A 26,686-nucleotide genomic window follows, 5' to 3' on the forward strand; every position below is an offset into this window, starting at 1 on the left:
TCCGGCTTTCAGCGCCGGGCGGTGCTTTCCGGTTTGATGGGGATCTAATCGTTAGCGTGCCATATACTAAGCCAGGAGCTTTCATCCTCCCGCCCCATTGGCGCTCTATGCTTCTTCCCCTTGCTTCGTTTGCCCTTTTTGCTTCGCCTGTTTTCGTTTCTTATGATACACTATTACCGTCCTGCCCAGCGGAGGTCATTGGTTCCGCCGGGCATATACCCCCTCCTCCCCCGGCCCCCAATCGGCGGCTACCTGGGCCAGCTACTAGCGCTGCTGCTGGTACTGCTACTGAGCATAAGCAGCCTGGCCCAAACGCGGGTATACTACACCGTCAGCGACGGCAGCTTCAACTCCTTGAACGACCAGCTGCGGAGCATTCCGCTGAACGGGGGGGCAGAAGCACCCGTGTACAGCAATAGCGGCAGCAGCAACTTTGCGGCCTCGCCTACCCAGATAGCCTACGATGCAGCAGGTGACCGGGTATTCGTGGCCAATGCCGTGGCGACTGCGTCGGCCATTTACGTGGTCAGTGCCAGCGGAACCGCTACCTTGTTCAAGACGGTAGCCAGTATTCCCTCGGCTGCCTCTACCGTCGTAACGGGCATGGTGGTGGATAATGTGGGCGGCTACCTGTATTACAACCTCAGTGACAACGTCTTTGGGAGCCGCCTCGATCAGCTGCGCCGCATCCCGCTGGCCGGAGGCAACGAGGAAACCTTTGTTGGTAGCAACACCGCCAACTTCCCGGCTACGCCGCAAGCCTTGGCCCTCGACCGGCAAAACAACCGCCTGCTCACGACCAACGGCGTATCCAGTACCGTTGCTAACAGCGAAGGCAACAACCTGTACGTGTCAGCCATTGATCTAAACAGCCGGGCCGTAACGAAAGCCTTTACTTTCACGGAAATCTCCTCCGGTGGCACTACGGTCATTACTACCCAGGGTGGTATTGCGGTCAACACTGCCGACAACTCGCTTTACTATGTTGTCCGGGATAATAGCGTCAATACCTTCAACGACCAACTGCGGCGCATTTCGCTGAGCGGGGGCACGGAGCAGCTTGTAGTAGATGTAAACAGCAATGGCCGGGGATTCCCGACCTCACCGGGCTTTCTGGCCTACGATGCGGCCAATAACCGGGTACTGGTACATGACCTCAATATCAACAACCGGGATATTGTTGCCGTGACTCCCGCTGGCGCTATCACCACGTTGCTCAATGACGGCGCGCAGATTGGCAGCGCGAATACGAGTATCATGGGTATTGCCGTTGGGGCCGCCGCCGCCGCCCCTCCTACTGTTACGACGGCCGCCGCGGCCAGCATTACCAGCACCAGCGCTGTACTGGGCGGCAATGTTACCACCGATGGCGGCGCCACCGTAACCGAGCGGGGTGTAGTGTACAGCAGCACGAACACGACGCCCACTATCGGCAGCGGTACGCAAAACAGCAATGCCTCAGGCCCGGGTACCTTTAGCGAATCTATTACCGGACTCACGGCCGGTACTATTTACTACGTGCGGGCTTACGCCATTAACTCGGCAGGCACGAGTTACGGCAGCGTTGTGAGCTTCGCTACCCCAGTTCCTCCAGCTACCGTCACGTCTATCGTGCGGGCCAGCGCCACCCCCACCAACGCCGCTACTGTAAGCTACACGGTAACTTTTGGCTCCAGCGTGACCGGAGTAACGACCAGTAACTTCGACGCTACGACTACTGGCACTCTCGGTACCGCTACCATCAATAGCGTGTCGGGCTCCGGCACTACGTACACCGTGACAGTTAACACCGGCTCCAACGGCACGGGTAGCGGCACGCTCACGCTGCGCCTAGCCAATGCTACGGGAATTTTGCCCGGCATCAGCACCGCGCTGCCGTACAGCGGCGAAACGTACACCATCGATAAGACGCCCCCTGTGGTTAGCAGCGTAACGGCGCCCGCCAATGGCACCTACCGCTCCGGCCAGACGCTGAGCTTCACAGTCAACTTCACGGAGGCCGTGGTGGTAGCGGGCACTCCGCAGTTGGGCCTGACCATCGGCTCGACCAGCCGACAAGCCAGCTACGCCGCAGGCAGCGGCGGCACGGCCCTGACCTTCAGCTACTCCGTGCAGAGCGGCGAACTGGATACGGACGGCATCACGCTGGGCTCCCTGGCGCTGAACGGTGGCAGCCTGCGCGATGCCGTCGGTAATGCCGCCGCACTCGGGCCCAACGGCGTGCCCTCAACGGCGGGCGTACTGATAGACGCCGTGGCCCCGACGGTGAGCAGCAGCAACCGGCAGAACCCAACCGCTACCCTTACCAATGCTACCTCGCTGACGTACCGCGTGACGTTTAGCGAGGCCGTGATGGGGGTAGCTACCAACAGCTTTTTGCTTGTAACGACCGGCACTGCTACCGGCAGCATTGCCTCCGTGGCCTCGGTGAGCGGCGTCGGCGGCACCCAGTTCGACGTGACGATAAGCAGCCTCAGCGGCATCGGCACCATGCGCTTGGACGTGACGAGCAGCGGCTCGGGCATTACTGACGCCGCTGGCAACGCCCTCAGCGGCGGCTACGCCAGCGGCCAGACCTACACCATCGACCAAACAGGCCCAACGGCCGTTATCAGCTCGACGGCCGGCAGCAACGGCAGCACAACGACGGCCTCTCCGCTTGCGTTTACGGTCACGTTCTCGGAAAGCGTAACGGGGTTCAGCCAGAGCGACCTGTCGGTGACGGGCGGCAACGTGTCGAGCTTCTCCGGCTCGGGCTCAACCTACTCCTTCCTGGTTACGCCCGCCGCCAGTGGGCCGGTTACGGTGGGTGTGGCAGCTGGGGTGGCCCAGGATGCTGCCGGCAATAGCAACACGGCCGCCAGCCCCTACACCCTCACCTACCAGCAGCCCCAAACGCAGGCCCCCGTTGTAACTGCTCCCGCCAACAACAGCCAGCTTAACACCAACACGCCCACCTACAACGGTACGGCACCGGCCAACGCGGTTGTCACCGTGTACGTGGATGGCACGGCCATTGGCACGACCCCGGCCTCTGCTGGCGGCATCTTCTCGCTGACCCAGCCTGCGGCTCTGGCCCAGGGAAGCCACACCGTGTTTGCCACGGCGCAGCTCAGCGGCCAGCGGGTGAGCCCCAGCAGCAGCACCAACACCTTTACGGTAGCCACGACGGCGGTGTATAGCAGCAGCACGGCCGATCAGCCCATGCTGGAGCGGGTGCCGGCCGGCAGCACCAACCAGGTGCTGTTGCGGGTGGCCGTTACTAGTGGCGGGGGTAGCTCTTCGCCCCTGACTGCCCAGTCGTTTACCTTTACTACCACTGGCAGCACCTCGGCCGCCGACATTGCCGCGGCCCGCGTGTATTACACTGGCACCAGCGACACCTTTGCTGCTGGCAAAGAGTTCGGTGCTGCCGTGGCTACCCCAAGCGGAGCCTTCACCATTGCCGGCGCGCAACAGCTGGCTACGGGCACCAACTACTTCTGGCTGGTGTATGACGTGGCAGTTGCAGCACCCTTCGGCAATGTGCTGGATGCTACCATAACCAGCCTGCGCGTAAGCGGCGCTGAATACACCCCCAGCGCGACAAACCCGGCGGGCAACCGGCAGATCATTCTCATCAGCCGCGTGGCCGGGCAGGCCCTGCATTTCACCGGCGGAGCTACGGCTGGTTCTGTTGATTTCAGCACCAGTGCTACTTTCCCGGCGCCTCTGCTGGGCGAACACTACACGCAGGTAGCCTGGATTAAGCCTACCCTTGGATCGGGCAACACTACCTACTACGTGCTAGGCAACGGGACTGGCAGTACGGCGGCTCCTTACATTGCCATCACCGGCAATGGCCGCGTGGAGGCTGGCTTCGGCACGGGTACCACGCTTCGCAGCGTACAGACCGGGCCGCAGACCATAACCACCAACGCATGGCACCAGATAGCCGCTACGTTTAATGGCACCCTGCTTACCCTTTACCTCAACGGTAATGCTATTGCCACGCTGACTTCTCCTGCTACCGATGCACCGGGCGGCACCCGCGTTGCCTACGTGGGCAGCGCTGGCCCCACGGGCGACAATTTCTTCCCGGGCGACATCGACGAGGTAAGCCAGTGGAACCGGGCCCTGAGTACGGCGGAGCTGCGCCGCCTCCGGCACCTGACGCTCAGCGGTACGGAAACTGGCCTGATTTCGTACCTGCAGTTCAACGATGCCGGCACTACCACCACCGATGGCGTGGGAGGCTCAGCCGGCACTCTGACTGGCGCCACGCGCGTAAGCAGTACAGCTCCGGTAGGCGCCGGGATAAGCAACCTGCAGTCGGTTACCGGGGCCAACACCTACTCGTTCACGGGTACCAACGCGGCTATTAATTTCACGACGGTGGCTGGAGCGCCCTACGATGTGGTAGTGACTCGCCTGGAAGGCACGCCGCTGGGCACGCCGGTAACGGACGCCAGCCTGCGCAGCACCCACACCCGGGCCTACTGGGTAGTAGACAAGTACAGCACCAGCAATTTTGCGGCTACCATTACCTACACCCTCGATCAGAACCTCATCAGCCCGGCCGATGCCGCTGCTCCCGGCGTGCTCAAGCTCTACAAGCGCGGCAGCAACAGCGACGGAGCTTTCGAGGCGCCTATTTCGGCTACGGCCGCTAACGCCGCGGCCGGCACGGTTACCTTCCCCGTCACGTCGTTTAGCCAGACTTTTATCGGCACCTACGGCAGCTCGCCGCTACCCGTGGAGCTAGTACGCTTCAGGGCCGAGGCCAGCGGCACGGCCGCCCTGCTGCGCTGGACTACCTCGCAGGAAATCAGCAACGACCGTTTCGAGGTACAGCGGAGCCCCGATGGCCGGGTGTTCACGACGGTCGGCACCCTCCCGGGCGCGGGCACCAGCGCGGTAGCTCATAGCTACACGTTTACCGATGCCCAGGCCGGCCAGGTTGGCAAGCAGGTGCACTACCGGCTCCGGCAGGTAGACACCAACGGCCAGGCCAGCCTCAGCAGCGTAGAAGTGGTGCGGTTTGGGGTAACCTCACGGCTGGTCCTGTGGCCTAACCCCAGCACCGACCGCCTCCACCTGGACCTGTCTTCCTTCCCGGAAGCCCGGTACACGGTACTGGTGACCGATGCGCTGGGTCGTACCGTGCTGACTACCCAGGTTACACCGGCTCCGGCCACTACCCTTTCCGTGGCCGAGCTACCGGCCGGTTCCTACCTACTGCACGTACTAGGCACCACCTCCCGGACAACCCATCATTTCATCAAGCAGAAATAAGGTTGATTGGGTAAGCCACCCGGCAAAAAAGCCGTTTCCCTGCTAGGGAAGCGGCTTTTTTGCGTTTCTGCGCACTGCTGCCGCCTTTCCCCGGGTCCGGATTGCCAAGGCCTAGCAGCCCGGGTCGCGTACTTTGCGCGAAAAGATGCGGGGCCGCAACGCTGCCACTGTATCTTGCGTCTCTTGCCCATTCTCTATCTGACCCTGACCTCAACCATGCGCCGTTCCTCTACGCTGTTTCTGCTTTCCCTCGGTTTCACTACCTCTGTTTTCGCCCAAAACAAGCCTGCCGCTACCCCCGATCCGCTCATTACCAACATGGTGCAGGAGATTTCGGAGAAAAACCTACGGGAAGATGTCGACAAGCTGGTGAGCTTTGGCACGCGCCACACCCTGAGCGACACTAAAAGCAAGAAGCGCGGCATTGGGGCGGCCCGCAACTGGGTGGAAGGAGAATTCCGCAAGTACAGCAAAGCCAGCGGCGGCCGCCTGAAAGTGGAGCAGGATACCTTCACTATCAAGCCCGACGGCCGCCGCATCAACCGGCCCGTGGTGATGGCCAACGTCATGGCTACGCTGCCCGGCACCGACCCCACCGACAAGCGCATCTTTATCGTGAGCGGCCACATCGACTCGCGCGTGACCGACGTGATGAATGCCACGGCCGACGCGCCCGGCGCCAACGACGACGGCTCGGGCACCGTGGCGGTAATGGAGCTAGCCCGGGTGATGTCGAAGCAGCAGTTTCCGGCTACCATCATTTTTGTGGCCGTACAGGGCGAGGAGCAGGGCCTCTACGGCTCCACCCACCTGGCCAAGCGCGCGAAAAAGGAAGGTTGGAACTTAGTGGCCATGCTCAACAACGACATCATGGGCAACTCCTCGGGGCACGACCCCGAAATAAAGGACGACAAGCGCCTGCGCGTGTTCAGCGAAGGCGTACCGGCTACCGAAACAACTGACGAGGCCCGCGTACGCCGCACTCTGTCCTCGGAAAATGATTCGCCGAGCCGCCAGCTGGCCCGCTACACCCGCCTGGCCTGCCAGCAGTACGTGCCCGGCCACGAGGTAGTGCTGGAGTACCGCCCCGACCGTTTCCTGCGCGGCGGCGACCATACGCCGTTTAACCAGCAAGGCTTCTCGGCGGTACGCTTTTCAGAAATGAACGAGGACTTCCGCCACCAGCACCAGGATTTGCGCACCGAAAACGGTACCGAGTACGGCGACTACGCCAAGTTCATGGATTTTCCCTACCTGCGCCGCAATACGGGCGTGAACTTGGCTACCCTGGCCAGCCTGGCCCTGGCCCCTGCCGCGCCCGAAAACGTAGGTGTGCTCACGGCCGAACTCACCAACCGCACCCAGTTGAAGTGGGAAGCACCCAAAGCCGGCGAAAAACCCGCGGGCTACTACGTGCTCATGCGGGAAACCAGCGCCCCGGAGTGGCAGCAAAAGTTCTTCGTGACGGACACCAAAGCCGACCTACCCCACAGCAAGGACAACTACATTTTCGGGGTAGTGTCGGTAGATGCTGAGGGCCACGAAAGCCTACCCGTTATTCCCAAGCCGGTGCGGTAGCAGTATGGTTCTGTCGTTTAGGTCTGCTTATACTCCCGGCTTGTTGTTGCTTTTTCTGGCTGCTTGCGGCGAGCCGGCTCCGCAAGCAGAAACCTCCCGGGAGCCACCCCGCACTGTGCCTTCTACTCAAGCCCCAGAAGCCGCACCCGGACCAGCCTATACGGTACGGCAGTATCTTAACTGGTATAATAGCCACCAAAATAATTTACCTGGTGACTTTATTCTGAACAGCGACGGACAAGACACTACAAAGTTCTATGCCGTAAATTTTTCGGCCACCGAAAGGTGGCTGGCCGCCGTACGGCAAAGCGGGCTAGTGTCCGAAACCTACCTAAACAGGTGGCGTACCCATTTCCAACAGTATGCCGATTCCCTACAACTGCACCCGCAGAACGACGGCCCCGCCGCTGGCTTTGACTACGACTTCCTGATGCTGTCCCAAGAACCCGACGCGCAGGTAGCCGACCTGCTTTCGGGTACAACTGCCCTGGCCTGGAACAGGGGTAGCCAAGCATTGGTACAGGCCAGGGGCCCACGTCATGGAGGAGGCTGGCAGTTCGGGCTAAATTTTATGCTCATTCAAGACTCCGGTGGCCGTTGGCTGATTGACGGCGTTAGCCAAGCCGAATCTGACCTTTAGCCCCAGTACCACATCCTATCAATCCGGAAAGATTACCCTACCAAAACAGTAGGCTCCGCATGACCAGCTTAGCTCCATCAACACAGCAAACCCCGTTGCTCACATAGAAATGGGGGTTGCTGTGTCCGATGTATTCTTGGCATGCTGCGTGGGTAGCAGAAGCAGTCAACCCACTACCTACTCGTTTTACCATGTCACTTCCTCTTCTACTTCCGCTTATCCTACTTGGCTTTCTGTTGCTGGGCCTGCGTATTGCCCAGGAATACGAGCGGGCCATTGTGTTTCGGCTGGGCCGCTTTACGGGCAGCCGCGGGCCGGGTCTGTACTGGATTATCCCCCTCATTGAGCGCCAGCAAACCATCGACATTCGCACGAAAACCGTGGAGCTGGAGCAGCAGGAAACCATTACCAAGGACAGCGTCACTATCAAGGTAAACGCCGTGCTGTGGTTTCGGGTAGTAACGCCGGCCGATGCCGTTATCAAGGTGGCCAATTTCAACCAGGCCGTGTACCAGCTCTCCGTTACGGCCCTGCGCAACATCATTGGCCAGCACCAACTGGATGAGGTACTGAAGGAGCGCCAGAGCATCAATGCTACCCTGCAGCAGCTGGTGGATGCCGCTACTGAAACCTGGGGCGTGAAGATTGAAATGGTGGAAATCAAGGACGTGGAAATTCCCGAGTCCATGCAGCGCGCTATGGCCCGGGAGGCCGAGGCTATCCGTGAGAAGCGGGCCCGCATCATCAAGGCCGAGGCCGAGCTGGAAGCTTCCGTAAAGCTCACCCAGGGCGCCCATCAGATGGAAAGCAGCCCCATGGCCCTGGAGCTGCGCCGCATGCAGATGCTCTCCGAAATCGGCATCGACAATAACACGACCACGGTGGTGCTTATTCCTTCCGAGTTCACCAACATTGCCCGGAGCCTTACTAACCCCTCCCAGCCCACTTCACCGCACCCGTAGTAACGCGGCATGAGAGTGTTGCTTTCAAAATAACGCGCTGGCGAAAGGCTAAGAACACTGTCTTTCGTCAGCGCTTTATTTTATGCCATCCCACGAAGAACGGTCGAAAACGCTTTCAGAAGCAGCAAACCGGCATTGCTACTCATAACCATTATGTATATTTGTAAGTACTTACGTAAATTACAAATCAATCAACTCATGGATTTCTTTGAGCAACTAGGGCCCGCGGCATTAGGTAGCCGCTTGCGGCGGCTCAGCGAACAAGTTACCGGGCAAGCAGCAGACGTGTACCGGTTGTACGGCCTTGCTTTTGAGCCCCGCTGGTTCCCGGTGTTTTACGCAGTTGCTGCCGAGCCTGGCTTGCACGTAGGTGAAATTGCCGAGCGTATTGGCCAGACACATGCCGCAGTAAGCCAAGTGCTGAAGGAACTGGTAAAACAGGCGCTAGTGCAGGTGCAGCGTGGTGAGGCAGATCAGCGCCGCAGCATTGTAACCCTAACCGAAAAGGGCGCTGCCATCTGGCCCGTTTTGCAACAGCAAACCCAGGACGTGCGCCAGGCTACCGAGCAGTTGCTAACCGAAACCCGCCATAACCTGTGGCTGGCCCTGGAGGAAACGGAGTATGCCTTGTCGCGCCAGAGTTTGGCCAAGCGGGTAAAAGCTATCCGCAACCAGCGCATAAGGGCGGCAGTCGACATACTCGATTTTCAGCCCGAGTACCAGCCAGACTTCAAACAACTCAACGTAGAGTGGATCGAAACCTACTTTCGGGTAGAAGAAGCTGACCTAAAGGCCCTCGACCACCCGCAGGAGTACATTCTGGCGCGGGGCGGGCACATTCTGCTGGCGCGCTATCAGGGCCGCATTGTGGGTACCTGCGCCCTTATTCCGATGGATGCTACCACCTACGAACTGGCCAAGATGGCGGTATCGCCGCTGGTGCAAGGGCTGGGAATTGGGCGCTTGCTCGGAGATGCGGCCATAGCCAAGGCCCGCGCGTTGGGCGCCAGCCGTCTGTATCTGGAGAGCAACACCCGGCTTACGCCCGCCCTCAACCTGTATCATCAGTTGGGCTTCCGCAAAACGGTAGCTGCCCCACCCTCGCCCTACGAGCGGTGCAATATCCAGATGGAGTTGCCACTGTTGGCCTAGCCACGTGTACCACTTTTTGCTACCCTGTTGCCCTGCCTACAGCCGGAGCATCTCGCGCAGGCTTATGCTGTTTTTTCCTGTACTACCTGGCGCGCCAGGCCCAAGGCCCGCGTCAGAACGAAGCCCAGGGCCACTCCCAGCAGCACATGGCGGGTACGACTGGTTGGCAGGAAGCGGGTGCGCTTAGGCCGTATGTCAAGCACGCCCACTGGAAAGGCCATTCCGCCGCCACCGAAGCCCCCGCCGCTGCCGGCGGTATCGGCTTCGTCTTCACCGGGCTTGTGCAGGCGCTTGCCGGCTCCAAACCCTCCGCCCAACCCATAGACTACCCGTGCAACTGGTACCACGGTAGCGTAAGGCAACACAATGGGCTCACCGAAAACGGTGCGTGCTCCGGCGTTGTGCGTGAACTGGTTGGCAAAGGTTTGGAGAAAGTCTTGGGCAGTTGGCATGGGTAGGCAATCGTAGAGGTGGAGAAGAAATCAGGCGGTCAGATGCCGGGCATCTGCTGTTCTCCTACGGCATCCGGGCCCGGAGGATAAGATTCAAGGGTATCACGCAGGTTTCCGAACGAGCCTCTGCTACGTGGTTTCCTTCATACAACACAAAAATTCTATATCCGCCGCTGGAGTTTTTAGAGGAAACTGCGTACTTGCGGCCGCAAAAGGGCTATCTGCTTTAAGACGCCGCTTTGCCTACCTGTTTATGGCACGCACGCTCGCTTTTCGTTTTGCTGCATTCCCGGTTTTGGCGGGGGTAGCAGCGGTATGCGCGGGGGTGAAGCCTAACAAGCAGGTAGCCTCGCCCCTGGGGGCAGGCCTGCTGATGGTCAAGAAATCGAAGAAACGCAACCCGACCTGACCGTCGCACTAGTTCGCTGTACCTACCACTGAACCTTCAAGCGCCGGTCCTCCTCAGGGTCGGCGCTTTTTTTTGCCTTTTCTTTTTCCGTCCCGCAACCTGCCGGGCTTTTCTGCGCCACTTATCTCCCGTTTTTCACCGTTTATGAAAGTTCTAAAGTTTGGCGGCACGTCCGTTGGGTCGCCGCAGCGGATGCGCGAAGTAGCCGAGTTGATTCACGCCCCGCACTTGCAGCGCCGCATTGTGGTGCTTTCGGCCATGAGCGGCACCACCAACTCGCTGGTTGAAATTGCTACCCTGCTCTACGCCGGCGACGTGGCAACCGCCACCGCCCGCATCGAGGCCCTGCGCCAGCGCTACCACGAGGTAGCCCGCGAGCTACTGCCCGGGGAAGGCCTGGCCGATTCGGCCATTGAAGCGCTGAATTTGCACTTTGATACTGTGCTCAGCCTGACGTCGGCCCCGCTTTCAGCCGATGGCGAACGGGTGATTCTGGCCCAGGGCGAGCTGCTGAGCACGCTGCTGGTGCACCGCTACGTAACGCAGGTGCTGGGCCAGCCAGCCGTGCTGCTGCCTGCTCTCGACTTCATGCGCCTGGATATAGATGAGGAGCCCGACGCTGCCTACATCCGGGAACATCTGGCCGCTACCCTGGCGCCGTACGCCGCTGAGCAGTTGTTCATTACGCAGGGCTACATCTGCCGCAGCGCCCAGGGCCACATCGACAACCTCAAGCGCGGCGGCTCCGACTACTCCGCGTCCTTGATTGGGGCGGCTGCCGAGGCCGAAGAAATCCAGATCTGGACCGACATCGACGGCCTGCACAACAACGACCCGCGGGTAGTAAAAGGCACTTATCCTATCCGGGAGCTGTCGTTTGATGAGGCTGCCGAGCTAGCGTACTTTGGGGCGAAGATCCTGCACCCCAGCTCGGTGCTGCCCGCTCGCCAGCACGGCATTCCGGTACGCCTGCTCAACACCATGCAGCCCGAGGCGCCCGGCACCCTCATTTCGGCCAAAACCGGTTCGGAAGCTATTAAGGCGGTAGCGGCCAAGGACGGCATCACCGCTATCAACGTGAAATCGAGCCGCATGCTGCTGGCCCACGGCTTCCTGCGCAGCCTGTTCGAGATTTTCGAGCGCTACCGCACTTCCATCGACATGATTACGACCTCGGAAGTAGCCGTATCGCTGACCATTGACGACGCCACCCGCCTGCCCCAGATTCTGGAAGAGCTGCGCCGCTTTGGCACGGTTGAAGTCGATGAAGATCAAACCATTATCTGTCTGGTTGGCAGCCTGGGCCAGGATGCGCACGGCGCCGCTCACCAGGCCTTTACCGCCCTAAAAGACATTCCGGTGCGCATGATCAGCTACGGCGGCTCGCCGAACAACATCAGCATCCTGGTGCACACCAACCACAAAGTAAACGCCCTGCAGGCTCTGAACGCCGGGCTGTTTCAGCGGTAATTTTCTGTATTCCAATGCCTTTTCAACTTCCGGCAGAGCTTGCGCAGCAGCCCACGCCCTTTTACTACTACGACCTTCAGTTGCTGAACCAGACGCTGACGGCCTTGGCCGCGGCCGCTAAGCCGAGCAACTTCCAGGTTCACTATGCCCTGAAGGCCAACTCCAACCTGCCCATCCTGCAGCGCATTCAGCAGGCCGGGTTGGGAGCCGACTGCGTAAGCGGCGGCGAGGTGCAGCGTGCCCTCGATGCGGGCTTTTCCCCCGACCATATTGTGTTTGCGGGGGTAGGAAAATCGGACGCCGAAATCAACAGGGCCCTGGCCGCCGACATCTTTTGCTTTAACGCCGAATCGGTGCCGGAGCTGCAGGTGCTCAACGAGTTGGCCGGAGCTCAGGGCCGCAAGGCGCGGGTAGCCCTGCGCATCAACCCCAACGTGGATGCCCACACCCACGCCTACATCACTACCGGCCTCGATGCCAACAAGTTCGGCATCAACCTGGCCGATCTGGCGGGGGTAGTGGATGGGCTCGACAGCCTGCCCCACGTGGAGCTGATTGGCTTGCACGCCCACATCGGCTCCCAGATTACGGAGCTGTCGGCCTTTGCTAACCTCAGCCGTAAACTCAACGAGCTGCAAACCTGGCTGGAAGACCGGGGCCACCGCCTCCCCCACCTCAACGTGGGAGGCGGACTGGGCATCGACTACCACCAACCCGACCAGAACCCGGTTCCGGATTTCACTGCCTACTTCGGCATGTTTGAGCAGCACCTGGAGCGGCGACCCGGCCAGCAGGTGCACGTAGAGCTGGGCCGGGCCATTGTGGCCCAGTGCGGTACGCTCCTGAGCCGGGTGCTATATGTAAAGGAAAGCCAGCAGACCCGTTTCGCCATTCTCGACGCGGGCATGACCGAGCTGATTCGCCCGGCCTTGTACGGGAGCTACCACCTCATCCAGAACCTAACCAGCCAGCGCCCGGAGCTGACCTACGACATCGTGGGGCCCATCTGTGAGTCGTCGGATACGTTCGGTAAGTCCATCACCTTGCCCGAAACCCAGCGCGGCGACCTGGTGGCTATCCGCTCCGCGGGGGCCTACGGTGAGGTAATGTCCTCGGCTTACAACCTGCGCGAAAAGGCAGAAGCCGTGTATCGGTAATCTGTTCCAGTAGTTTGCGCAGCTGCCGTCTGGGGGCTGGTTTTCCGTCCGTCGGGTGAAAGGCTACGCTGACCGTGTAGAACGGAATGTTAACCAAAACTTTCAGCAGCATAGGGGCGGCCCATTCTACCTTTGACTCAATAACAAACGGCGCACGAAGAGTTTATGGAAAGGAAGGCTCTCCGCGTGGTGTGTTGTAGTTAGTGAAAGGAGTAGGGTGGATACAGAATAACTAACTACAACCCCGTAGATAAAAAGCCGCTACCTCTGGTAGCGGCTTTTTCTGTTTTTGGCGGTACAGAATGCGGCAGCTAAGGTTTCTGCTTCAGCGCTTACCAGAGTACTGTCCACTTACCGAGCTTTTCCTGCTGGGTAAAGTAGCGCAGCATCCATTGGCGCTCAGGTTTCAGCTCGCCTTTCACCAGCAGCACCGGGTGCTGAAGCAGTAACGCCCCGAGGGCAGGCTCCTGTTGGGGTTCCTGCAAATACAAGAGGTAGCGGTGCCAGCTCGTGCCGGGCTCAAACTGCGTTTCGCGGTTAAGGGCCGTATTGCCATCATGGAGGAATACGGGCAGTTGGCCCAGCTCGAAAGCCAGGGACGGCAGCAGCTGGTCGTATACGACAACCTGGCGGTTGGTGAGCTGCTTGTCGCGGATGAACTGGGCCAGGGGGCGGGCACCGTTGAAAGCCAACTCGTTTTGCTGTAAAATAGGCTTGGCCGACAGCAGCAGGAACACCGTGAACAGCGTGGTGGCCACCAGCAGCCGCGGGGCAATGCGCACCTGGCTCCAGAGCGTGAGGGTAAGTACCAGCGCCACTACCCCGGCCGCAGGCCAGATAGCCGTGAGCGGCTTTACTTCAAAACCCAGGGGTAGCACCGTAGTCAGGATGGGCAGCAAGCACAATGCCCCCAGCAGAAACCCATAAAACGCCACAATGCCCACGTACCAGCGGTGCAGGGCGGCCTCGGTGCAACGGCCCAGGTAGTACACCGTGAGCAGCACTACCCCCGGAAAGATGGGCAGCACGTAGAGCAGCAGCTTGGATTTGGAGAGGGAGAAAAACAGCAGCGGCACCAGCACCCAGAAGATAAGTACGTTGCGCCACTGCCGCGGCACTGTGCTCCAGGGAGTGCGGGCAGCCCGCACAATCAGCGCCACGGCCCACGGCAAGCTGGTAGCCGGGGCCAGCACCACGTAGAACCACCAGGGTTTGGCCCGGTTAAAGGTGGCGGCATTGGCGAAGCGCTCCACCGTATGCTCAAACAAGAAATAGCGCAGGAAAGCCGGATTCTCCCCAATCAAATACAGATACCAGCTCAGCCCTACCAGCACAAACAGCCCAAACCCTAAGGCGTGATGCCAGGTAAACGGCCGCTTGGTCTGCCCTTGCTTGAAATAATACCCGATTACTACCATCAGCGGCAGCACAAAGCCTACCGGTCCTTTGGTCAGAAAAGCCAGCCCCAGCCCAACCCAGAACAGGTAGAGCCACCGCGCCCCGCCCCCGTGATAATAGCGCAGAATCCCATAGGCCGAAGCCAGCTCCAGGGTAGCCAGGTAGGCATCAGTGGTAACGTTGAGGGCGGAAATGAGCACGACCGGTAGGGTGCCGTAGATAACGGCCGCGGCCAGGGCGCGGGCCCGGTCCTGCTGGAAAAGCAAGAGCCCCAGGCCATACATCAGCACGGCTTGCAACAGCACGGCCAGCACGGGCAAAATGCGTACCCCTAAGGTATTCTCGCCGAATAAGCCCAGGCCAGCCGCCGTGAGCCAGTAGGTAAGTGGGGGCTTGTGGAAGTGCTGAATCCCCAGCAGGCGCGGGTGAAGCCAGTCCTGGCCCGCGAGCATTTCCCGCCCGATTTCCGAGTAGCGCGCCTCGCTGCTTTCCAGCGGCCCCCAACTGCCCAGCTGCCACAAAAAGGCGGTACCGAGCACCAGGAGAAAAATCCAGAGCCAGCGGCGGGAGGTCATGGGAAAGGGCATACGCGTACGGGAAGTAAAGGAAGCCCCAAAGGTAGCGACAAAGCCTACCTGCTCCTCTCTCTACTTGTCAGCCGGAGTGTCTGGCTGTTTTTCCTCCTGCGGAGGCTGCTCCACTCGCTTTAGCCCCATCGCCATAAACACCAACCCCAGGATGAGAAAGGCAGTTTGCTGCTTGCCAAACAAGCCAATAAGCAACCATACTACGCCCGCGTAGAAAATGGGGGCTGCCTGATAACGACCGAATAGCACGTTCATTCCTCAATGTACTGAACGCGTAACTTTGTTGTGCTATTCCGCAGAACTTTGCCCTGGCTTCTGCGGCTTCCTGTTTTCATGAACGACCCTGAAATTCGTGCCTTGCTTTACCCGCTCCTGCAAGGCGGCGTGTATGTGGATGAACTGCCCACCGGCACCACCCGCGCCGATGTGGTCCACATCACGGAGCAGTTTATGCACGGCTATGAGCTGAAAGGCGACGGTGACACCCTGCAGCGGGTGGAAAAGCAGCTGCCCTGCTACGGGCGGGCCTATGATTTTGTCACCTTCGTTGTCACGGAAAAGCACTTGCCCAAGCTGTTGCCCCAGTTGCCGGAGTGGGTAGGCGTGCTGGTAGCTTCGGCGGATGGGCTACGCCCCCACCGGCCGGCCCTGTACAATGCTACCGTAGAGCGCCCCGCCATAGCGGCCTTGCTGCGGCTCGAAGAAATCAAGCAGTTTCTGCTGGCCCAGGGCTTGGTGGGCGTCAGTAGCCTGCGCCGCCGGGAGGTACTGAGCTTTCTGCGCACCACTCAGCTGGTGGCCTTATCGGCGCTGGCTTACTATGTGCGGCGGCAACTGATGAGCCGGATGGAGGAGCGCTTGGCCTTCCGGGCGGAGCGCAAAGCCGAGCGGGAAAGGGTAGCGGCCCGGCGCCGTAAGCGCCCGCGCCGGAAATAAGGGCAGCAGAGGCCGGCTTCCTTTCTGTTAACTTATGCTACCCGCAGGCTGCTTGCCAAGCAGTGGCAGGATAGTTGCCGGGCGAGAGTTTCTATTCTCTTCCCTTTATTCTGCCCTATGTATCGAACCTTACTCGCTGTGTTCTTATCAGCTCCCGTGGCCTCCGTGCTGGCCCAAGGTACCCCCGAGCCTGCTTTGCGCAATACCCTGCTGCTAAGCGCCGGGCGAGCCTATCAAACCAATTACGGCTGGCCCGGCACTGTGGTCTTTCTGGGCTTGGAGCATCGACTTTCTCCTCGCTCCCTGTTCAGCCTCCAGCCACGCCTGAGCTATTTTCGGGCCGACACGCGCAGTCTGGAACCCGATAAACAACCCGGCGAGAAATTCGCGGTGGGCACTGTCGAAGCCCTAATAGCCGTGCGCACCAGCCGGCACCCCGAGCGGCTGGCCCTGCGGATAGAAACCGGACCGGCCTTTTTTGCCGGTCGGGAAACCACGCTCTACCGCTACCCCGGCACCTACTTCAATCCCGACGGCACTACTACTACCCTGACCGACAATGAGTACCGCCGGGAAACAATTCGGCAGTTCGGCTTTTCGTTGGGGGTAGGGCTTGATGTTACCCTACAAAACCGCTTCTACCTGGGGGCTGGCCTCGAAAGCCGTACCTACTTATACTTTCCCGGTGACATCCTGAGTGCAGCCGTACGGGTAGGCTACGTGCTGCCCTAACGCTACCCCATGAAATTGCTCCTGACTTCTATTCTGGCCTTGAGCTTTCTACCGCTGGCGGCTCAAACGCCGGAAACTCCACGGCCTGCCACCGGCCATACCTCCGATAATGCTCTGCTGGTAGCAGCCTACGGTACCGCCGGCCGCGTGCCGGGCTATTACCGCTACGCCGCGGCGGGCCTGGGCCTGGCCCGCCGTAACCGTTGGCGCTACTCCGATGCGGAGTACGATTCTGATTTTACCCTTGGCCTGCGCCTGGGTGCCGGCAAGCAACAGGCGTATGCAGGCTCTGCTTCGCCTGAGCGAGCAATTTGGGGGGTGAACCCCTACGCAGCCGTGGATGGCCAATTTTTTGGCGCTGCCCTAGGCATTTGGGTTGGCCAGCTGGGCGACTATCGGGCTGAAGGCCTGGAGCAGGGCCGGGTCGTGCCCCAGGTGCGGGTGCGGGCCGGCCAGCTTACCGGCTTTCATGGCCTGCTGGCATACGCCAATAAGTTTGGCGGCCTGGGCAACCCACCTTTGCAGTTAGGTGGGGCATATGGGGGCGTGCTCGAGGGCCGGGTGCGCGTGGGCATCGGGGCAGCCATCGCAACCTTGGCCCTGCCCGAGCAGGAAATTGGGGTGTACGTGGAAGCCAATGTGCGAGGCGCCTTTGGTGAGGGCGGCCTGTACCTGCAACTACCCGTAGGCCCCGATGCCGCAGGCCTAATAGGGGTTCAGATGGTTTTCGGGGGTAGCAACTAGAAGCCCTCAGGTAGTTATTCTGTTGGCTGCAGACTAATTCAAAAGCCTGTTTTAGCAGTTGCTATACCATTTATTATCAGTTATTTATATTCGATAACAGCTCAATTACAAAGTCTAGTTATCAGGTGTTTTCGTTGGGGTGGCGTGAGCTGGGGGCTTTACCTTCAACCCGTTATCCACCGCACTACTTCTTTATTCCTTTGTGACGGGCCGTTAGCCCCCCGTTACCAACCCGTTGTTATTGCCATATCCTAGCCGCCGTCTCTTGCCTTCCCCATGGGCGGGACGGCGGTTTTTACATGGTAGCACTCCTTTTCCGAGAAGGTACCAGGTCAATTTCTACCGCTTTACGTTTACTATATGCCGCTACCTGCTTCTAGTTCGTGGATAATTGCTATTCCGCACGGTCCCGATTACTACACCCTGTTTTACGTGCTGGGCTTCGGGGTGAATGTGGCTTTATTGCTATGGGAAGGCCGACAGCGTGGCTACCCCCTACGTTCGTGGCTGATGCTGCTGGGTTGTGTAGCAGTGCCGTTTATACTGGGTACCAAGCTGCTGGCCTTGTCGGGGGCAGAGTGGGACGTGGTGCTGCGTAGTGGGCAACTGCCTACTTCGGGGGCACGCTCCGTGCTGGGTGGGGCGCTAGCCTCCGGGCTAATTCTCCCGCTGTTGCGGCGGATTTTCGGCTACAGCCGCCACGTGTACGATGCCTTTGCCCTGCCCTTGTGCGCGGCACTCATGGTGCAATGCGTGGGCTGTATCCTGACGGGGTGTTGCTTCGGGGTGCCGACTTCCGGTAGCTGGGGCCTCACCTACGAGCCCGATACCTTGCCCTACCTCGTGCAGGTGTACCAAGGGCTGATTCCGGCTAGTGCGGCCCATTCTCTGCCCACCCACCCCACGCAGTTGTACGCCTTGGTGCTGTGCGCAGCAGTAAGTGGCGTGCTACTGCTCACGCACCAGCTCCAGTGGCCGGGCGGCAGCCGCCGTTGGCTGCAAGTGGGGCTGCTGCTACTGGGGCGTTTCGTCCTGGAATTTTGGCGCGAGCCTGCCGGTGAACCCGTGGGTGCAGCTACCCATGCGCACGGAGGCGTTGCGCTGCTCCAACTCCAGTGGGCCTTATTACCCCTGACCTTACTAGCCCTCGGCATTTGGTGGTGGCAGGTGCGGCAGGCCCGTCAAGCGGTGCCTACTCCTGAACAGGCCCCTCTTAATTTTCCGGGGCGTAATCTGCTGTCTGTAGTGGGCTTACTGGGGCTCACGGCCTGGTTAGGCCCCTGGGCCTTGACGCTGCCGGAGGTCTTGGTCATTAAAGCCTTGCTGCTCGCGGTACTCGGGTTGGAGGGCGGCGCGTACATAGCAAGTCTGGCTTCGGCGCTCCAGCCGGTGCGGGCCGCGTTGCCACTGGGGCTGGCCAGCGCAACGTTCGTCCTTACCAGCCAGATTTCGCCTGACTCCGCCCGCCTTTCTACTACCCCCGAAAAGTACTACACCCTCAGTGGCAGCTTCAACTCGGGAAGCTTTATGCGCGAGCAGAACAGTACGGGCTGTGGGGGAGCGACGCCTCTAGAGCTATACCGTCACCGCTACACAACGGGCACTATTGATTTTTCGCGGACCAGAATGCCCGGCGTGTACCCCGATGGGGAGGTGCACAAGGCCGAAAGAACGATTGGTATCCGTCTGCATGGGGGCATCGACCAGGAAACCCCGCTTTCCTCAAACGGCTACAACCGCCGCACACCGTTAATTGCCCTCAATCCCTACGTCCAGATTGACCGCCCCCTGCTAGGTATTGGGGGAGGCATCCTGTTAGGATCTTTGGGCTACCACAAATACACCTACGGGGACCAGGCAAGCATTCTGGACTTGCAGGCCTCAGTGCGAATAGGCCAACGGGAAAAAGTATACGGGCTGGTCGATTACAACTACCTCGGCTACGGTGCCGCGAACCCGCAGCAGCGGGTGGGCGTGGGCACGGGGCTGGGCGGCTCAACATGGCAGCTTCGGGCCGGGGCCGCCAGCGCCAAGCTATACGACGTACCGGCGGGGGTTAGTCGGTGGTCGGGGTTTGTGGAGGCGGGCGTGCGGCCTACCCCTGCCTGGCAAATCAACTCCTTCGTCCTGTTCGGCAACCCCGACCAACGGCAAGTTGGTCTGCGCCTGAGCCGTCGGTTTTCGGCTAAGTAGCCTGCTCGCCTACTGTGCAAGCAGCCGCTGCCCTACTGCTTGCCGCAGCTGGGGCAAATCGTAGCGGCGTAGCACGCCGGGCAGCACCCAAGTATACGTGTCTTTGCGGGTGGGTTCCGTTAAAATATCCCGGAAAGAAGCGGGCACCTGCTGTAGGCTTAAGCGGCTGATGCGCTCTGTTAACACAGCGGCATGGAGAGCTACTACCCCGCTCAGACCGGTTGCGTGCACTTCCAGGGGCTTGCTCTGCAAATCAGTTGTGCTGCCTACCCACTCCATTACCGTCAGGATGTCCGTGACGCGCTGGCCTAGCAAGGGCTGGCCCCCGTGTAGGCTGAGCAGGGCCGGGCGGTACTCGCGGTTGTAGTACTTCGGGTCGTTGAAGGCGGCGGGGTCGGTGGTTTCGCCGAGGCCACGCAGGTCGGGTAGCACCACTGCCATTTGCTGCTGTAAGTAGCGTTGCATGAGTGCCGTGCTATCAGCTAAAGCAGCCTTGCCACCATCACTGAGCAGCATCACTACTTTCTGGGGGGTAGTGCCGGCGGGCAGGGCCAGTAGCAACGGCAGTGGTGGCTCACCGGAACGGCGGAGCAGTACTTTCTGCCACGTAATCCCGTGCGCCACGGCTGTTCCTTTCGCCTCCGCCACTACTGGTTGCGGGGCTGCTAGCTGCAACTGCTGCTGCACTACCGTACGCAGCCGCTCCGCCGGTAGCGCCCGACGTGTCCGTTCCAGTTGCTGAGCTTCAGCAGCATATTCTTCGGTCAGAGTTTGTTCGTTCTGAAAAGCCGTATTTACCTGCCCGGTAGCCGTGCACCACAGTTCCTTTTCCGAGAGTGTAGCCAGGTTGGGCTCCCGCACGGGGGTAGCATCCTGCAACAGAAAACGCCGAAACCAGGTAACGGCTGCCTCGCGCTTGGGCTGCGAGATGCCGTGCCCATCATCATACGTGAACATGCCTACCTGCTCCGGCCGGCCGAGCAGCCTATAAGCTTGCTGCAACTCCTGATGGGTAGCCTCCATGCTGGTGTAGTCCACGAAATCATAGCGCCCCGCCAGCAGCAGCAGGGGCTTGGGAGCGAAAATGAGCGGATACTCTGTGAGGTCGAGGCCCGACTGGCCGGCACCGGGCAGCATTACGCAGCCGTCGGCGGGGCCAGTTAGCTCCAGGTTCCGCTCGCCGGCGGCCACGTAGCTGCACAGAGCTGCTACCTTCACCCGGTCGTCGAAGCCCAGGAAATAGGCGGTTTGGGTGGCCCCGCCCGAGTTGCCCAGGCAGCCAACCCGCTCGGCGTCCACTTCGCGGCGGGTGAGCAGGTAGTCGAGGCCGCGCACGTTGTCCCAGAGCTGAGCAGCCGGCACCGAGCGGCCCAGCAGCGCCGCCTGGGCGTTGAGCAAGGTATGCTCCGTGGTGCCGCCCCGCGTAAGCGACTTGCCCGCGGCATCGGTCAGCTGCATTCGTTCGCCCTGCGAAATCGGGTCGATTACCAGTACTACAAACCCATTCTGGGCAAAGAGAATAGCCGTTTTCTGGTACGATTCGGTGGCTTTTGATTCCTGCTCGTGCCCGCAGAACAGCAGCACCGCCGGCCGCTTGCCCTTACCCTCCGGCAGGTACAGGTTGGCCGTTACGTGGTGACCCGGCGTGCTTTCGTAAATGACTTTTTCAATCCGAAACCCATTCCGCGCCAGCGTACCCGTTACCCGCGCCTTGAGCGGCGTACGCGCCGGCAGTGGCCCCAACATCCGCCGAAACCGCGCCCGTGCACTGTCCTGGTACGCGCGCATATTCGCTGCCGACTGCGTAGCTTGGTTCCAGGCCGCGCGGCGCAGGTCGTACTGCCCGTGTAGCTCTTGCAATAGGTACGTACTGAGCGTGGCCGGCGCTTTCCAGTCGATGACGTTGTAAGGCTTCTGCGCGGCGGCCGGGGTAGCAAGTAGCAGGCTCAGGGCCGCCAACAGAACAAGGACAGGCTTCATTTCGGAAACAGAAAAAGACAAGCCCTTTCCACCAAGTAGAAAGGGCTTGTTTTACTTCAGGCCAAACAATACGCTAGGCCAATTTAGATTTTCTCGGGTAGCAACAGCGCATCCTGGAAGTTGCCCAGAATGGCTTTTTCGCCTTCCGTTACGGCTTCTACCAGCAGAGCGCCACCCACGAACGCACCTTTCCACGACTCGCCCATACCGCCGAATACCTCTTCCCGGTCGCCACGGGAGCGGAGCTTGTTCAGGCCCACTTTGAAGGCGCGCACTTCCTTGGCGGTGCGGGCGGCCCACTTCTCGTCGTCGGAAGCCACGGCGGCTACCAACGCGCCATTCGAAATATTCATCTCGCCAACCAGCTCCTCTACCCGATCCACGAGCACAATGCTGTCGATGGGGCCGAAGGGCTCTTTGAAGTACAGCTCGCTCTGGCGGGGCAGGTTGACCAAGGCCCGCGGGGCGCGGTAGGCGCTTCTGTCCTGGCCGGGCAGGAACAGGGAGTCATCGAGCTTGCCCTCGTAGATAGGGGTAGCGCCGGTTTTCAGCGCGTCGGCGTAGAGGCGGTCCAGGTCCTCGGCCTGGCGGGCGTTGATGACCGGTCCGAAGGCGAGGTCGGGCAGCTTGTCGTCAGGGTTGTCGACCAGGGTGGGGTTGCCTACTTTCAGGTCCTTGATAGTGTTCCAGTAGGTTTCCAGGAACTGCGGGAACAGGCGGCGCTCCACCACAAAGCGCACGTAGGCCGTGCAGCGCTGCTTGCCGTAGTCGTAGCCTTTCTTGAGCTGATCGGCCAGGGAGGTCCAATCGGAGTAATTCCAGATGCCGTAGGTGTTTACGCCTTCCATTTCCAGCATGTAGCGCTTATGCTCCTGGCTGAGGGCGTCGGCAATGTTGCGGCCGTTGTAGCGCCCGCCCACAAAGCTCAGGCAATCCACGGCCTCGTGCTTGACCAGCACGTCGCTCAGCTCCCCGCCCGAGCCGCTCACCAGCGTGACGGGCAGGCCGCAGCGGCGGGCAATGGCGAAGGCCAGGCTCAGGGAAATAAAACCCCCATCAGTAGGCGTTTTGGCAATGACTGAGTTGCCGCACAGGGCCTGCACCAGCACCGCGTGCAGCAGCACCGACATGGGGTAGTTCCAGGAGGCAATGTTGCTCACCAGGCCCAGGGGCTTGCGCTGGCCCAGCATATCCTCAATATTATCCACGTACCACTGCACGCCATCAATGGCGCGGTCGATGTCGGTGAAGCCGAGCTTAAAGGTTTTGCCGATTTCCCAGATCAGCAGCTTGCCGATCAGGTCCACCTGCGGCCGCAGCTGGTCGAGGCAGTCTTGCACGCGGCGCTTGCGCTCATCCAGGTCGGTAGCACCCCAGGCGGCGGCTTCCTGCTTGGCCGATACTACGGCACGCAGGGCAGTAGCGTGGTCGAGCATGGGTAGGGAGCCGATTTCAGAGCCATCTACCGGCGACACGAACGGGCGGGGCTTGCCTGGCTCCTGCCAACGGCCTTCCAGCAGGTTCAGGAAGCCGGAGCCGTCCTGGGTGAAGATTTCGGGGGTGACGTTTTTGGTTTGCTGGAGCAGAAAGCTGAACTCCACCTGAGGGGAAACGATTTTAGGCATGGTTGGGAAAGAGTAGGATAGCAACGACCGGCGATTCGGCGTGGCACACGGAGAAAGCATCGGCTCGCAGCCGATAGGTACACGGTTACGACCATACGTGGCCGGCCGGGCTAAGTAAGCAGATTAGGCGTGATTTTGTTCTACGCTTTCCTCCTTAGGTACTACCTCTGTTTCGCCCAGTAACTTCTCTACCAAGGCTGGAGAGCCTACAAACAGCGGCGTGCGCTGGTGAAACTCCGTGGCAATAATATCCAAGATGGGCCCTGCGCCCGACTCGGCGCGGCCACCGGCTTGCTCAATCAGGAAGGCCAACGGGAAAGCCTCATACAGCACCCGCAGCTTGCCGCTGGGGTTCTTGGCTGTGGGCGGATACAGGTAAATACCGCCCGTAAGTAGGTTGCGGTGGTAGTCGGCCACCAAGGAGCCTACGTAGCGGCCGCTCTGCCCCTCGCGCTTGCACTGGGTCAGGTAGTCGCGCACGTACTGGGGATAGTCGAACCAGTAGCCTTCGTTGCAGCTGAACACCGTGCCGGAGGTAGGAATGGTGATGCTGGGGTGCGAGAGGAAAAATTCTCCCAGGGAGTTTTCGTAGGTGAAGCCTGCTACCCCGTGGCCGGTGGTGTACACCAGCATGGTGCTGGAGCCGTACAGAATGTAGCCTGCCGCTACCTGCCGCCGCCCACCCTGCAAAAAGTCTTCGCGGGTAGCCGTCTCCCCTACCGGCGACACGCGCCGGTAGATGCTGAAAATGGTCCCAATGCTGATGTTCACATCAATGTTGGAGGAGCCATCCAGGGGGTCAATAGCCACCACATACTTGCCCTGGGCATTACCCGTGTGGATGATGTCGTCCTCCTCCTCGGAAAGTACCGCGCAAGCCTCGCCCCCATTGGTGAGGGCCCGGATAAAACGGATGTTAGCTTCCACATCCAGCTTCTGCTGGCTTTCGCCCTGCACATTCTGCTGTCCCATAGCCCCGATGATGCTCGTCAGGCCTGCCCGGTTTACTTCGCGGTTCACAATTTTGCCAGCCAGCGCAATGTCGCGCAGCAGCTGGCTCAGCTCACCAGTGGCGAAAGGAAACTCAGCCTGCTTCCGCATGATGTAGCGCTCCAAAGTAGTGCCAACTGGCTGAGCAATAGTGTTTTCAGTAGAAATATTCATGAGCGACAGGGGTACAGAAGTCCCTACAGACTACGCAGCTGCTTTTAAACGCCGGAAGGTTTTAGGCCTGCCAGCATCGGTCAAGCTGCCGCGTACTCTGTTGGGTAAGCTGAATGATGTATGAAGGAATGCTAGGGTTAGCTTGAGCAGCTACCCTGACCAAGTAAATTTAGGCTGGTATAGAAACTGACGTATCGGTGCGTGCTGTACTGGACCGCGCCAATACGGTTGTGCTGAGGCCGAGACGGGAACCGAAAATCGGTGTTGCTCAGTGTTGCCTCTCTACGTGGGTGATTACCGGCTAGCTCTTGGCGTCGGGCTGTTTTTGGCTTTGCCAGAGTACTACCTGCCAGCCCTTCTTGGGGTCTTTCACCTGCACCACCACATATTTGAGGTGGGCCAGGTTGGGGGTACCGTCGGGCTTGTTGGGCAGGGTAATGGTGATGGTGCCGTTGACCACGGCGGCTTTGCCCTCGTTGTAGGCGCGCACGTTCAGGGCTTCCACATCGATTTTCTCGTACTGGCTTTTGCCGTCGCGTATGCTCTGAATGTACTCCTGCTTGTTGTTTTGCTTGCCGTTGGAGTGGGTGTACACCAAGTCATCGGCGAAGACTTTTTCCAGGATGCTGTAGTCCTTTTTCACCTGCGCTTCGAAGCGCTGACGTTCCAGGGCTTCTACTTCCTTGGCAGCCGCCTGGTCTTTTTTAGACTGAGCGAAGGTGAGGGCAGGTAGGGCCAGCCACAGCAGGGTCAGTAGCAGATGCAGTTTTTTCATAGCACAGAAAGACAAAGGGTTAGTGGCCTGCCGGAGCAGCCTCATCCAGGTTGATTTGCTTCATGGTGGGAGCCAAGAAGTGCATCAGCACCCAGGCCAGCAGGTAGGCTCCGCCGCAAATCCAGAACATGATGAAGTAGGCCTTATCCAGCTGCCCGATGCTTTCGTAATACACGAACATACGCTTCTGCACCAGCGCTGACAGCAGAATGCCTCCCATGCCGCCCGCCATACCGCCAATGCCGGTCACGGAAGCTACTGCCCGCTTCGGGAACATGTCGGAAACGGTAGTGAAGATGTTGGCGCTCCAGGCCTGGTGAGCCGCTGCCGCAATGCCAATTACCAATACCGCCAGCCACATATTCACCTGCCCGAGCTGCTGGGCAAACACAATGGGGAATACGCAGAGGGCAATCAGCAGCATGCTGGTTTTGCGGGCCTTGAAGGGCGCCCAACCGTTGCGGATGAAGTTCAGCGGAATCCAGCCGCCGCCGACGCTTCCGATGCTTGAAAGCATGTACACCATTGCCACGGGTAAGGCCACGTCGGTACCCTTGAGGCCATATTGCTTGTTAAGGAAGTCGGGCAACCAGAACAGGTAAAACCACCATACCGGGTCGGTTAGGAACTTGCCCAACACGAAGCCCCAGGTTTGGCGAAACGTGAGCAGCTTAAACCACGAAACTTTAGGTTGGGTCTCAATAGATGCAGCCGCCAGGTCGTCTACGTCGCTGTGGATGTAGTCGAACTCGGCTTTGGTGAGCTTGGCGTGGCGGGCCGGCACTTCGTAGAGCCAGAACCACAAAGCCAGCCAGATAAAGCCCATGGCCCCGGTGATGATAAAAGCCCATTTCCAGCCGATGGTTTCGGCAATCAGGGGTACCGTCAGCGGGGCAATGATGGCGCCCACGTTGGAGCCCGAGTTGAAGATACCGGTAGCCAGGGCCCGCTCCTTCTGCGGAAACCACTCAGCGGTGGTTTTGATGGCGGCCGGGAAGTTGCCGGCTTCGGTTACGCCCAAGAAAGCCCGCGCCACGCTGAAGCCAAACGTGCTGCTCACGAAGGCGTGCCCAATAGCTGCTAAGCTCCAGAGGAACGTGGAAAGGGCGTAGCCCATCTTCGTGCCCAGCTTGTCAATCACGCGCCCTACCCCTAGCATCCCGAAAGAGTACGCCAGCTTAAAGGCTATTTCAATGTTGGCGTAGTCGCCGGCATTCCAGTGAAACTCGGTTTCGAGGTAGGGTTTCAGCAGGGAAATAACGGCCCGGTCGAGGTAGTTAACCGTGGTGGCGAAAAATACCAGGGCGCAGATGGTCCAGCGGTATTTGCCCATGCCCGTGGTGGCAGGGGTAGCCACGGCGGCCGGCGCAGACTGGGTGGGAGATGGTATCATCGAGTTCGGAGAATTCGGTGGGAGATACTCGGTGGCGTCAGGCAATTAGCGCCCGAAGGCAAAAG

General features: G+C 60.0%; 19 protein-coding genes. 11 read left to right on the forward strand and 8 right to left on the reverse strand.

Annotated features, from left to right (window positions below; translation table 11 throughout):
• Positions 1-162 precede the first annotated feature (162 nt).
• The 4 genes from K3G63_RS07970 (at position 163) to K3G63_RS07985 (ending at position 9,606) form a co-directional block, all read left to right on the forward strand.
• A complete protein-coding gene (locus K3G63_RS07970) occupies positions 163-5,274 on the forward strand; it encodes a LamG-like jellyroll fold domain-containing protein (RefSeq protein ID WP_220613516.1) in 5,112 nt (1,703 codons plus the stop codon).
• A gap of 216 nt (positions 5,275-5,490) precedes the next feature.
• On the forward strand, positions 5,491-6,852 hold the full coding sequence (locus K3G63_RS07975) for a M28 family metallopeptidase (RefSeq protein ID WP_220613919.1): 1,362 nt from the start codon (positions 5,491-5,493) through the stop codon (positions 6,850-6,852).
• A gap of 831 nt (positions 6,853-7,683) precedes the next feature.
• Complete coding sequence (locus tag K3G63_RS07980) at positions 7,684-8,454, forward strand: slipin family protein (RefSeq protein ID WP_220613517.1); 771 nt, start codon at positions 7,684-7,686, stop codon at positions 8,452-8,454.
• Between the two features lie 198 nt (positions 8,455-8,652).
• Complete coding sequence (locus tag K3G63_RS07985) at positions 8,653-9,606, forward strand: bifunctional helix-turn-helix transcriptional regulator/GNAT family N-acetyltransferase (protein WP_220613518.1); 954 nt, start codon at positions 8,653-8,655, stop codon at positions 9,604-9,606.
• A gap of 62 nt (positions 9,607-9,668) precedes the next feature.
• On the opposite strand, the gene K3G63_RS07990 is transcribed toward K3G63_RS07985, so the two are convergent.
• Entirely contained in the window at positions 9,669-10,058 is a 390-nt protein-coding gene (locus tag K3G63_RS07990) for a spore germination protein GerW family protein (protein ID WP_220613519.1), read from the reverse strand.
• Positions 10,059-10,311: 253 nt separating this feature from the next.
• On the opposite strand from K3G63_RS07990, the gene K3G63_RS07995 reads away from it, so the two are divergent.
• The 3 genes from K3G63_RS07995 (at position 10,312) to lysA (ending at position 13,094) form a co-directional block, all read left to right on the forward strand.
• Positions 10,312-10,467, forward strand: a complete 156-nt coding sequence (locus K3G63_RS07995) for a hypothetical protein (protein ID WP_220613520.1) — start codon at positions 10,312-10,314, stop codon at positions 10,465-10,467.
• A gap of 144 nt (positions 10,468-10,611) precedes the next feature.
• Positions 10,612-11,937: an aspartate kinase gene (locus K3G63_RS08000; protein ID WP_220613521.1), complete on the forward strand. Its 1,326-nt coding sequence runs from the start codon at positions 10,612-10,614 to the stop codon at positions 11,935-11,937.
• A 14-nt stretch (positions 11,938-11,951) separates the two neighbouring features.
• Positions 11,952-13,094: a diaminopimelate decarboxylase gene (gene lysA / locus K3G63_RS08005; protein WP_220613522.1), complete on the forward strand. Its 1,143-nt coding sequence runs from the start codon at positions 11,952-11,954 to the stop codon at positions 13,092-13,094.
• A 332-nt stretch (positions 13,095-13,426) separates the two neighbouring features.
• Here the strand turns inward: lysA and K3G63_RS08010 are convergent, their stop codons facing one another.
• Together K3G63_RS08010 and K3G63_RS08015 are read right to left on the reverse strand one after the other, a co-directional pair.
• Positions 13,427-15,079: a glycosyltransferase family 39 protein gene (locus tag K3G63_RS08010; protein ID WP_220613523.1), complete on the reverse strand. Its 1,653-nt coding sequence runs from the start codon at positions 15,077-15,079 to the stop codon at positions 13,427-13,429.
• 60 nt (positions 15,080-15,139) lie between these two features.
• Positions 15,140-15,334, reverse strand: coding sequence for a hypothetical protein (locus tag K3G63_RS08015; RefSeq protein ID WP_220613524.1), 195 nt, complete (start codon positions 15,332-15,334; stop codon positions 15,140-15,142).
• A gap of 78 nt (positions 15,335-15,412) precedes the next feature.
• Between K3G63_RS08015 and K3G63_RS08020 the strand changes: the two genes are divergently transcribed.
• The 4 genes from K3G63_RS08020 (at position 15,413) to K3G63_RS08035 (ending at position 19,684) form a co-directional block, all read left to right on the forward strand.
• Complete coding sequence (locus K3G63_RS08020) at positions 15,413-16,015, forward strand: sce7726 family protein (RefSeq protein ID WP_220613525.1); 603 nt, start codon at positions 15,413-15,415, stop codon at positions 16,013-16,015.
• Between the two features lie 117 nt (positions 16,016-16,132).
• Complete coding sequence (locus K3G63_RS08025) at positions 16,133-16,747, forward strand: hypothetical protein (protein ID WP_220613526.1); 615 nt, start codon at positions 16,133-16,135, stop codon at positions 16,745-16,747.
• 9 nt (positions 16,748-16,756) lie between these two features.
• Positions 16,757-17,491 carry a hypothetical protein gene (locus K3G63_RS08030; RefSeq protein WP_220613527.1) on the forward strand — a complete coding sequence of 245 codons (735 nt, stop codon included), beginning with the start codon at positions 16,757-16,759 and terminating at the stop codon, positions 17,489-17,491.
• A 360-nt stretch (positions 17,492-17,851) separates the two neighbouring features.
• On the forward strand, positions 17,852-19,684 hold the full coding sequence (locus tag K3G63_RS08035) for a prolipoprotein diacylglyceryl transferase family protein (RefSeq protein WP_220613528.1): 1,833 nt from the start codon (positions 17,852-17,854) through the stop codon (positions 19,682-19,684).
• Positions 19,685-19,693: 9 nt separating this feature from the next.
• Here K3G63_RS08035 and K3G63_RS08040 read toward each other — a convergent pair whose 3' ends face one another.
• From K3G63_RS08040 to K3G63_RS08060, 5 genes are all read right to left on the reverse strand, one after another.
• Positions 19,694-21,664 carry a S9 family peptidase gene (locus K3G63_RS08040; protein WP_220613529.1) on the reverse strand — a complete coding sequence of 657 codons (1,971 nt, stop codon included), beginning with the start codon at positions 21,662-21,664 and terminating at the stop codon, positions 19,694-19,696.
• A gap of 83 nt (positions 21,665-21,747) precedes the next feature.
• Entirely contained in the window at positions 21,748-23,289 is a 1,542-nt protein-coding gene (locus K3G63_RS08045) for an aldehyde dehydrogenase family protein (RefSeq protein ID WP_220613530.1), read from the reverse strand.
• 123 nt (positions 23,290-23,412) lie between these two features.
• On the reverse strand, positions 23,413-24,453 hold the full coding sequence (gene fbp / locus K3G63_RS08050; RefSeq protein WP_220613531.1) for a class 1 fructose-bisphosphatase: 1,041 nt from the start codon (positions 24,451-24,453) through the stop codon (positions 23,413-23,415).
• Between the two features lie 301 nt (positions 24,454-24,754).
• Positions 24,755-25,228, reverse strand: coding sequence for a nuclear transport factor 2 family protein (locus K3G63_RS08055; protein ID WP_220613532.1), 474 nt, complete (start codon positions 25,226-25,228; stop codon positions 24,755-24,757).
• 19 nt (positions 25,229-25,247) lie between these two features.
• Positions 25,248-26,621, reverse strand: a complete 1,374-nt coding sequence (locus tag K3G63_RS08060; RefSeq protein WP_259404306.1) for an MFS transporter — start codon at positions 26,619-26,621, stop codon at positions 25,248-25,250.
• Between the last annotated feature and the right edge of the window lie 65 nt (positions 26,622-26,686).

This window comes from Hymenobacter sp. HSC-4F20, from assembly GCF_019599275.1.
GTDB lineage: Bacteria > Bacteroidota > Bacteroidia > Cytophagales > Hymenobacteraceae > Hymenobacter.

Bases quoted from the DNA above. Each gene is read 5' to 3' on its own strand.
- K3G63_RS07970 (WP_220613516.1), top strand. From the start codon at position 163: ATGATACACTATTACCGTCCTGCCCAGCGGAGGTCATTGGTTCCGCCG.
- K3G63_RS07975 (WP_220613919.1), top strand. From the start codon at position 5,491: ATGCGCCGTTCCTCTACGCTGTTTCTGCTTTCCCTCGGTTTCACTACC.
- K3G63_RS07980 (WP_220613517.1), top strand. From the start codon at position 7,684: ATGTCACTTCCTCTTCTACTTCCGCTTATCCTACTTGGCTTTCTGTTG.
- K3G63_RS07985 (WP_220613518.1), top strand. From the start codon at position 8,653: ATGGATTTCTTTGAGCAACTAGGGCCCGCGGCATTAGGTAGCCGCTTG.
- K3G63_RS07990 (WP_220613519.1), bottom strand. From the start codon at position 10,058: ATGCCAACTGCCCAAGACTTTCTCCAAACCTTTGCCAACCAGTTCACG.
- K3G63_RS07995 (WP_220613520.1), top strand. From the start codon at position 10,312: ATGGCACGCACGCTCGCTTTTCGTTTTGCTGCATTCCCGGTTTTGGCG.
- K3G63_RS08000 (WP_220613521.1), top strand. From the start codon at position 10,612: ATGAAAGTTCTAAAGTTTGGCGGCACGTCCGTTGGGTCGCCGCAGCGG.
- lysA (WP_220613522.1), top strand. From the start codon at position 11,952: ATGCCTTTTCAACTTCCGGCAGAGCTTGCGCAGCAGCCCACGCCCTTT.
- K3G63_RS08010 (WP_220613523.1), bottom strand. From the start codon at position 15,079: ATGCCCTTTCCCATGACCTCCCGCCGCTGGCTCTGGATTTTTCTCCTG.
- K3G63_RS08015 (WP_220613524.1), bottom strand. From the start codon at position 15,334: ATGAACGTGCTATTCGGTCGTTATCAGGCAGCCCCCATTTTCTACGCG.
- K3G63_RS08020 (WP_220613525.1), top strand. From the start codon at position 15,413: ATGAACGACCCTGAAATTCGTGCCTTGCTTTACCCGCTCCTGCAAGGC.
- K3G63_RS08025 (WP_220613526.1), top strand. From the start codon at position 16,133: ATGTATCGAACCTTACTCGCTGTGTTCTTATCAGCTCCCGTGGCCTCC.
- K3G63_RS08030 (WP_220613527.1), top strand. From the start codon at position 16,757: ATGAAATTGCTCCTGACTTCTATTCTGGCCTTGAGCTTTCTACCGCTG.
- K3G63_RS08035 (WP_220613528.1), top strand. From the start codon at position 17,852: ATGCCGCTACCTGCTTCTAGTTCGTGGATAATTGCTATTCCGCACGGT.
- K3G63_RS08040 (WP_220613529.1), bottom strand. From the start codon at position 21,664: ATGAAGCCTGTCCTTGTTCTGTTGGCGGCCCTGAGCCTGCTACTTGCT.
- K3G63_RS08045 (WP_220613530.1), bottom strand. From the start codon at position 23,289: ATGCCTAAAATCGTTTCCCCTCAGGTGGAGTTCAGCTTTCTGCTCCAG.
- fbp (WP_220613531.1), bottom strand. From the start codon at position 24,453: ATGAATATTTCTACTGAAAACACTATTGCTCAGCCAGTTGGCACTACT.
- K3G63_RS08055 (WP_220613532.1), bottom strand. From the start codon at position 25,228: ATGAAAAAACTGCATCTGCTACTGACCCTGCTGTGGCTGGCCCTACCT.
- K3G63_RS08060 (WP_259404306.1), bottom strand. From the start codon at position 26,621: ATGATACCATCTCCCACCCAGTCTGCGCCGGCCGCCGTGGCTACCCCT.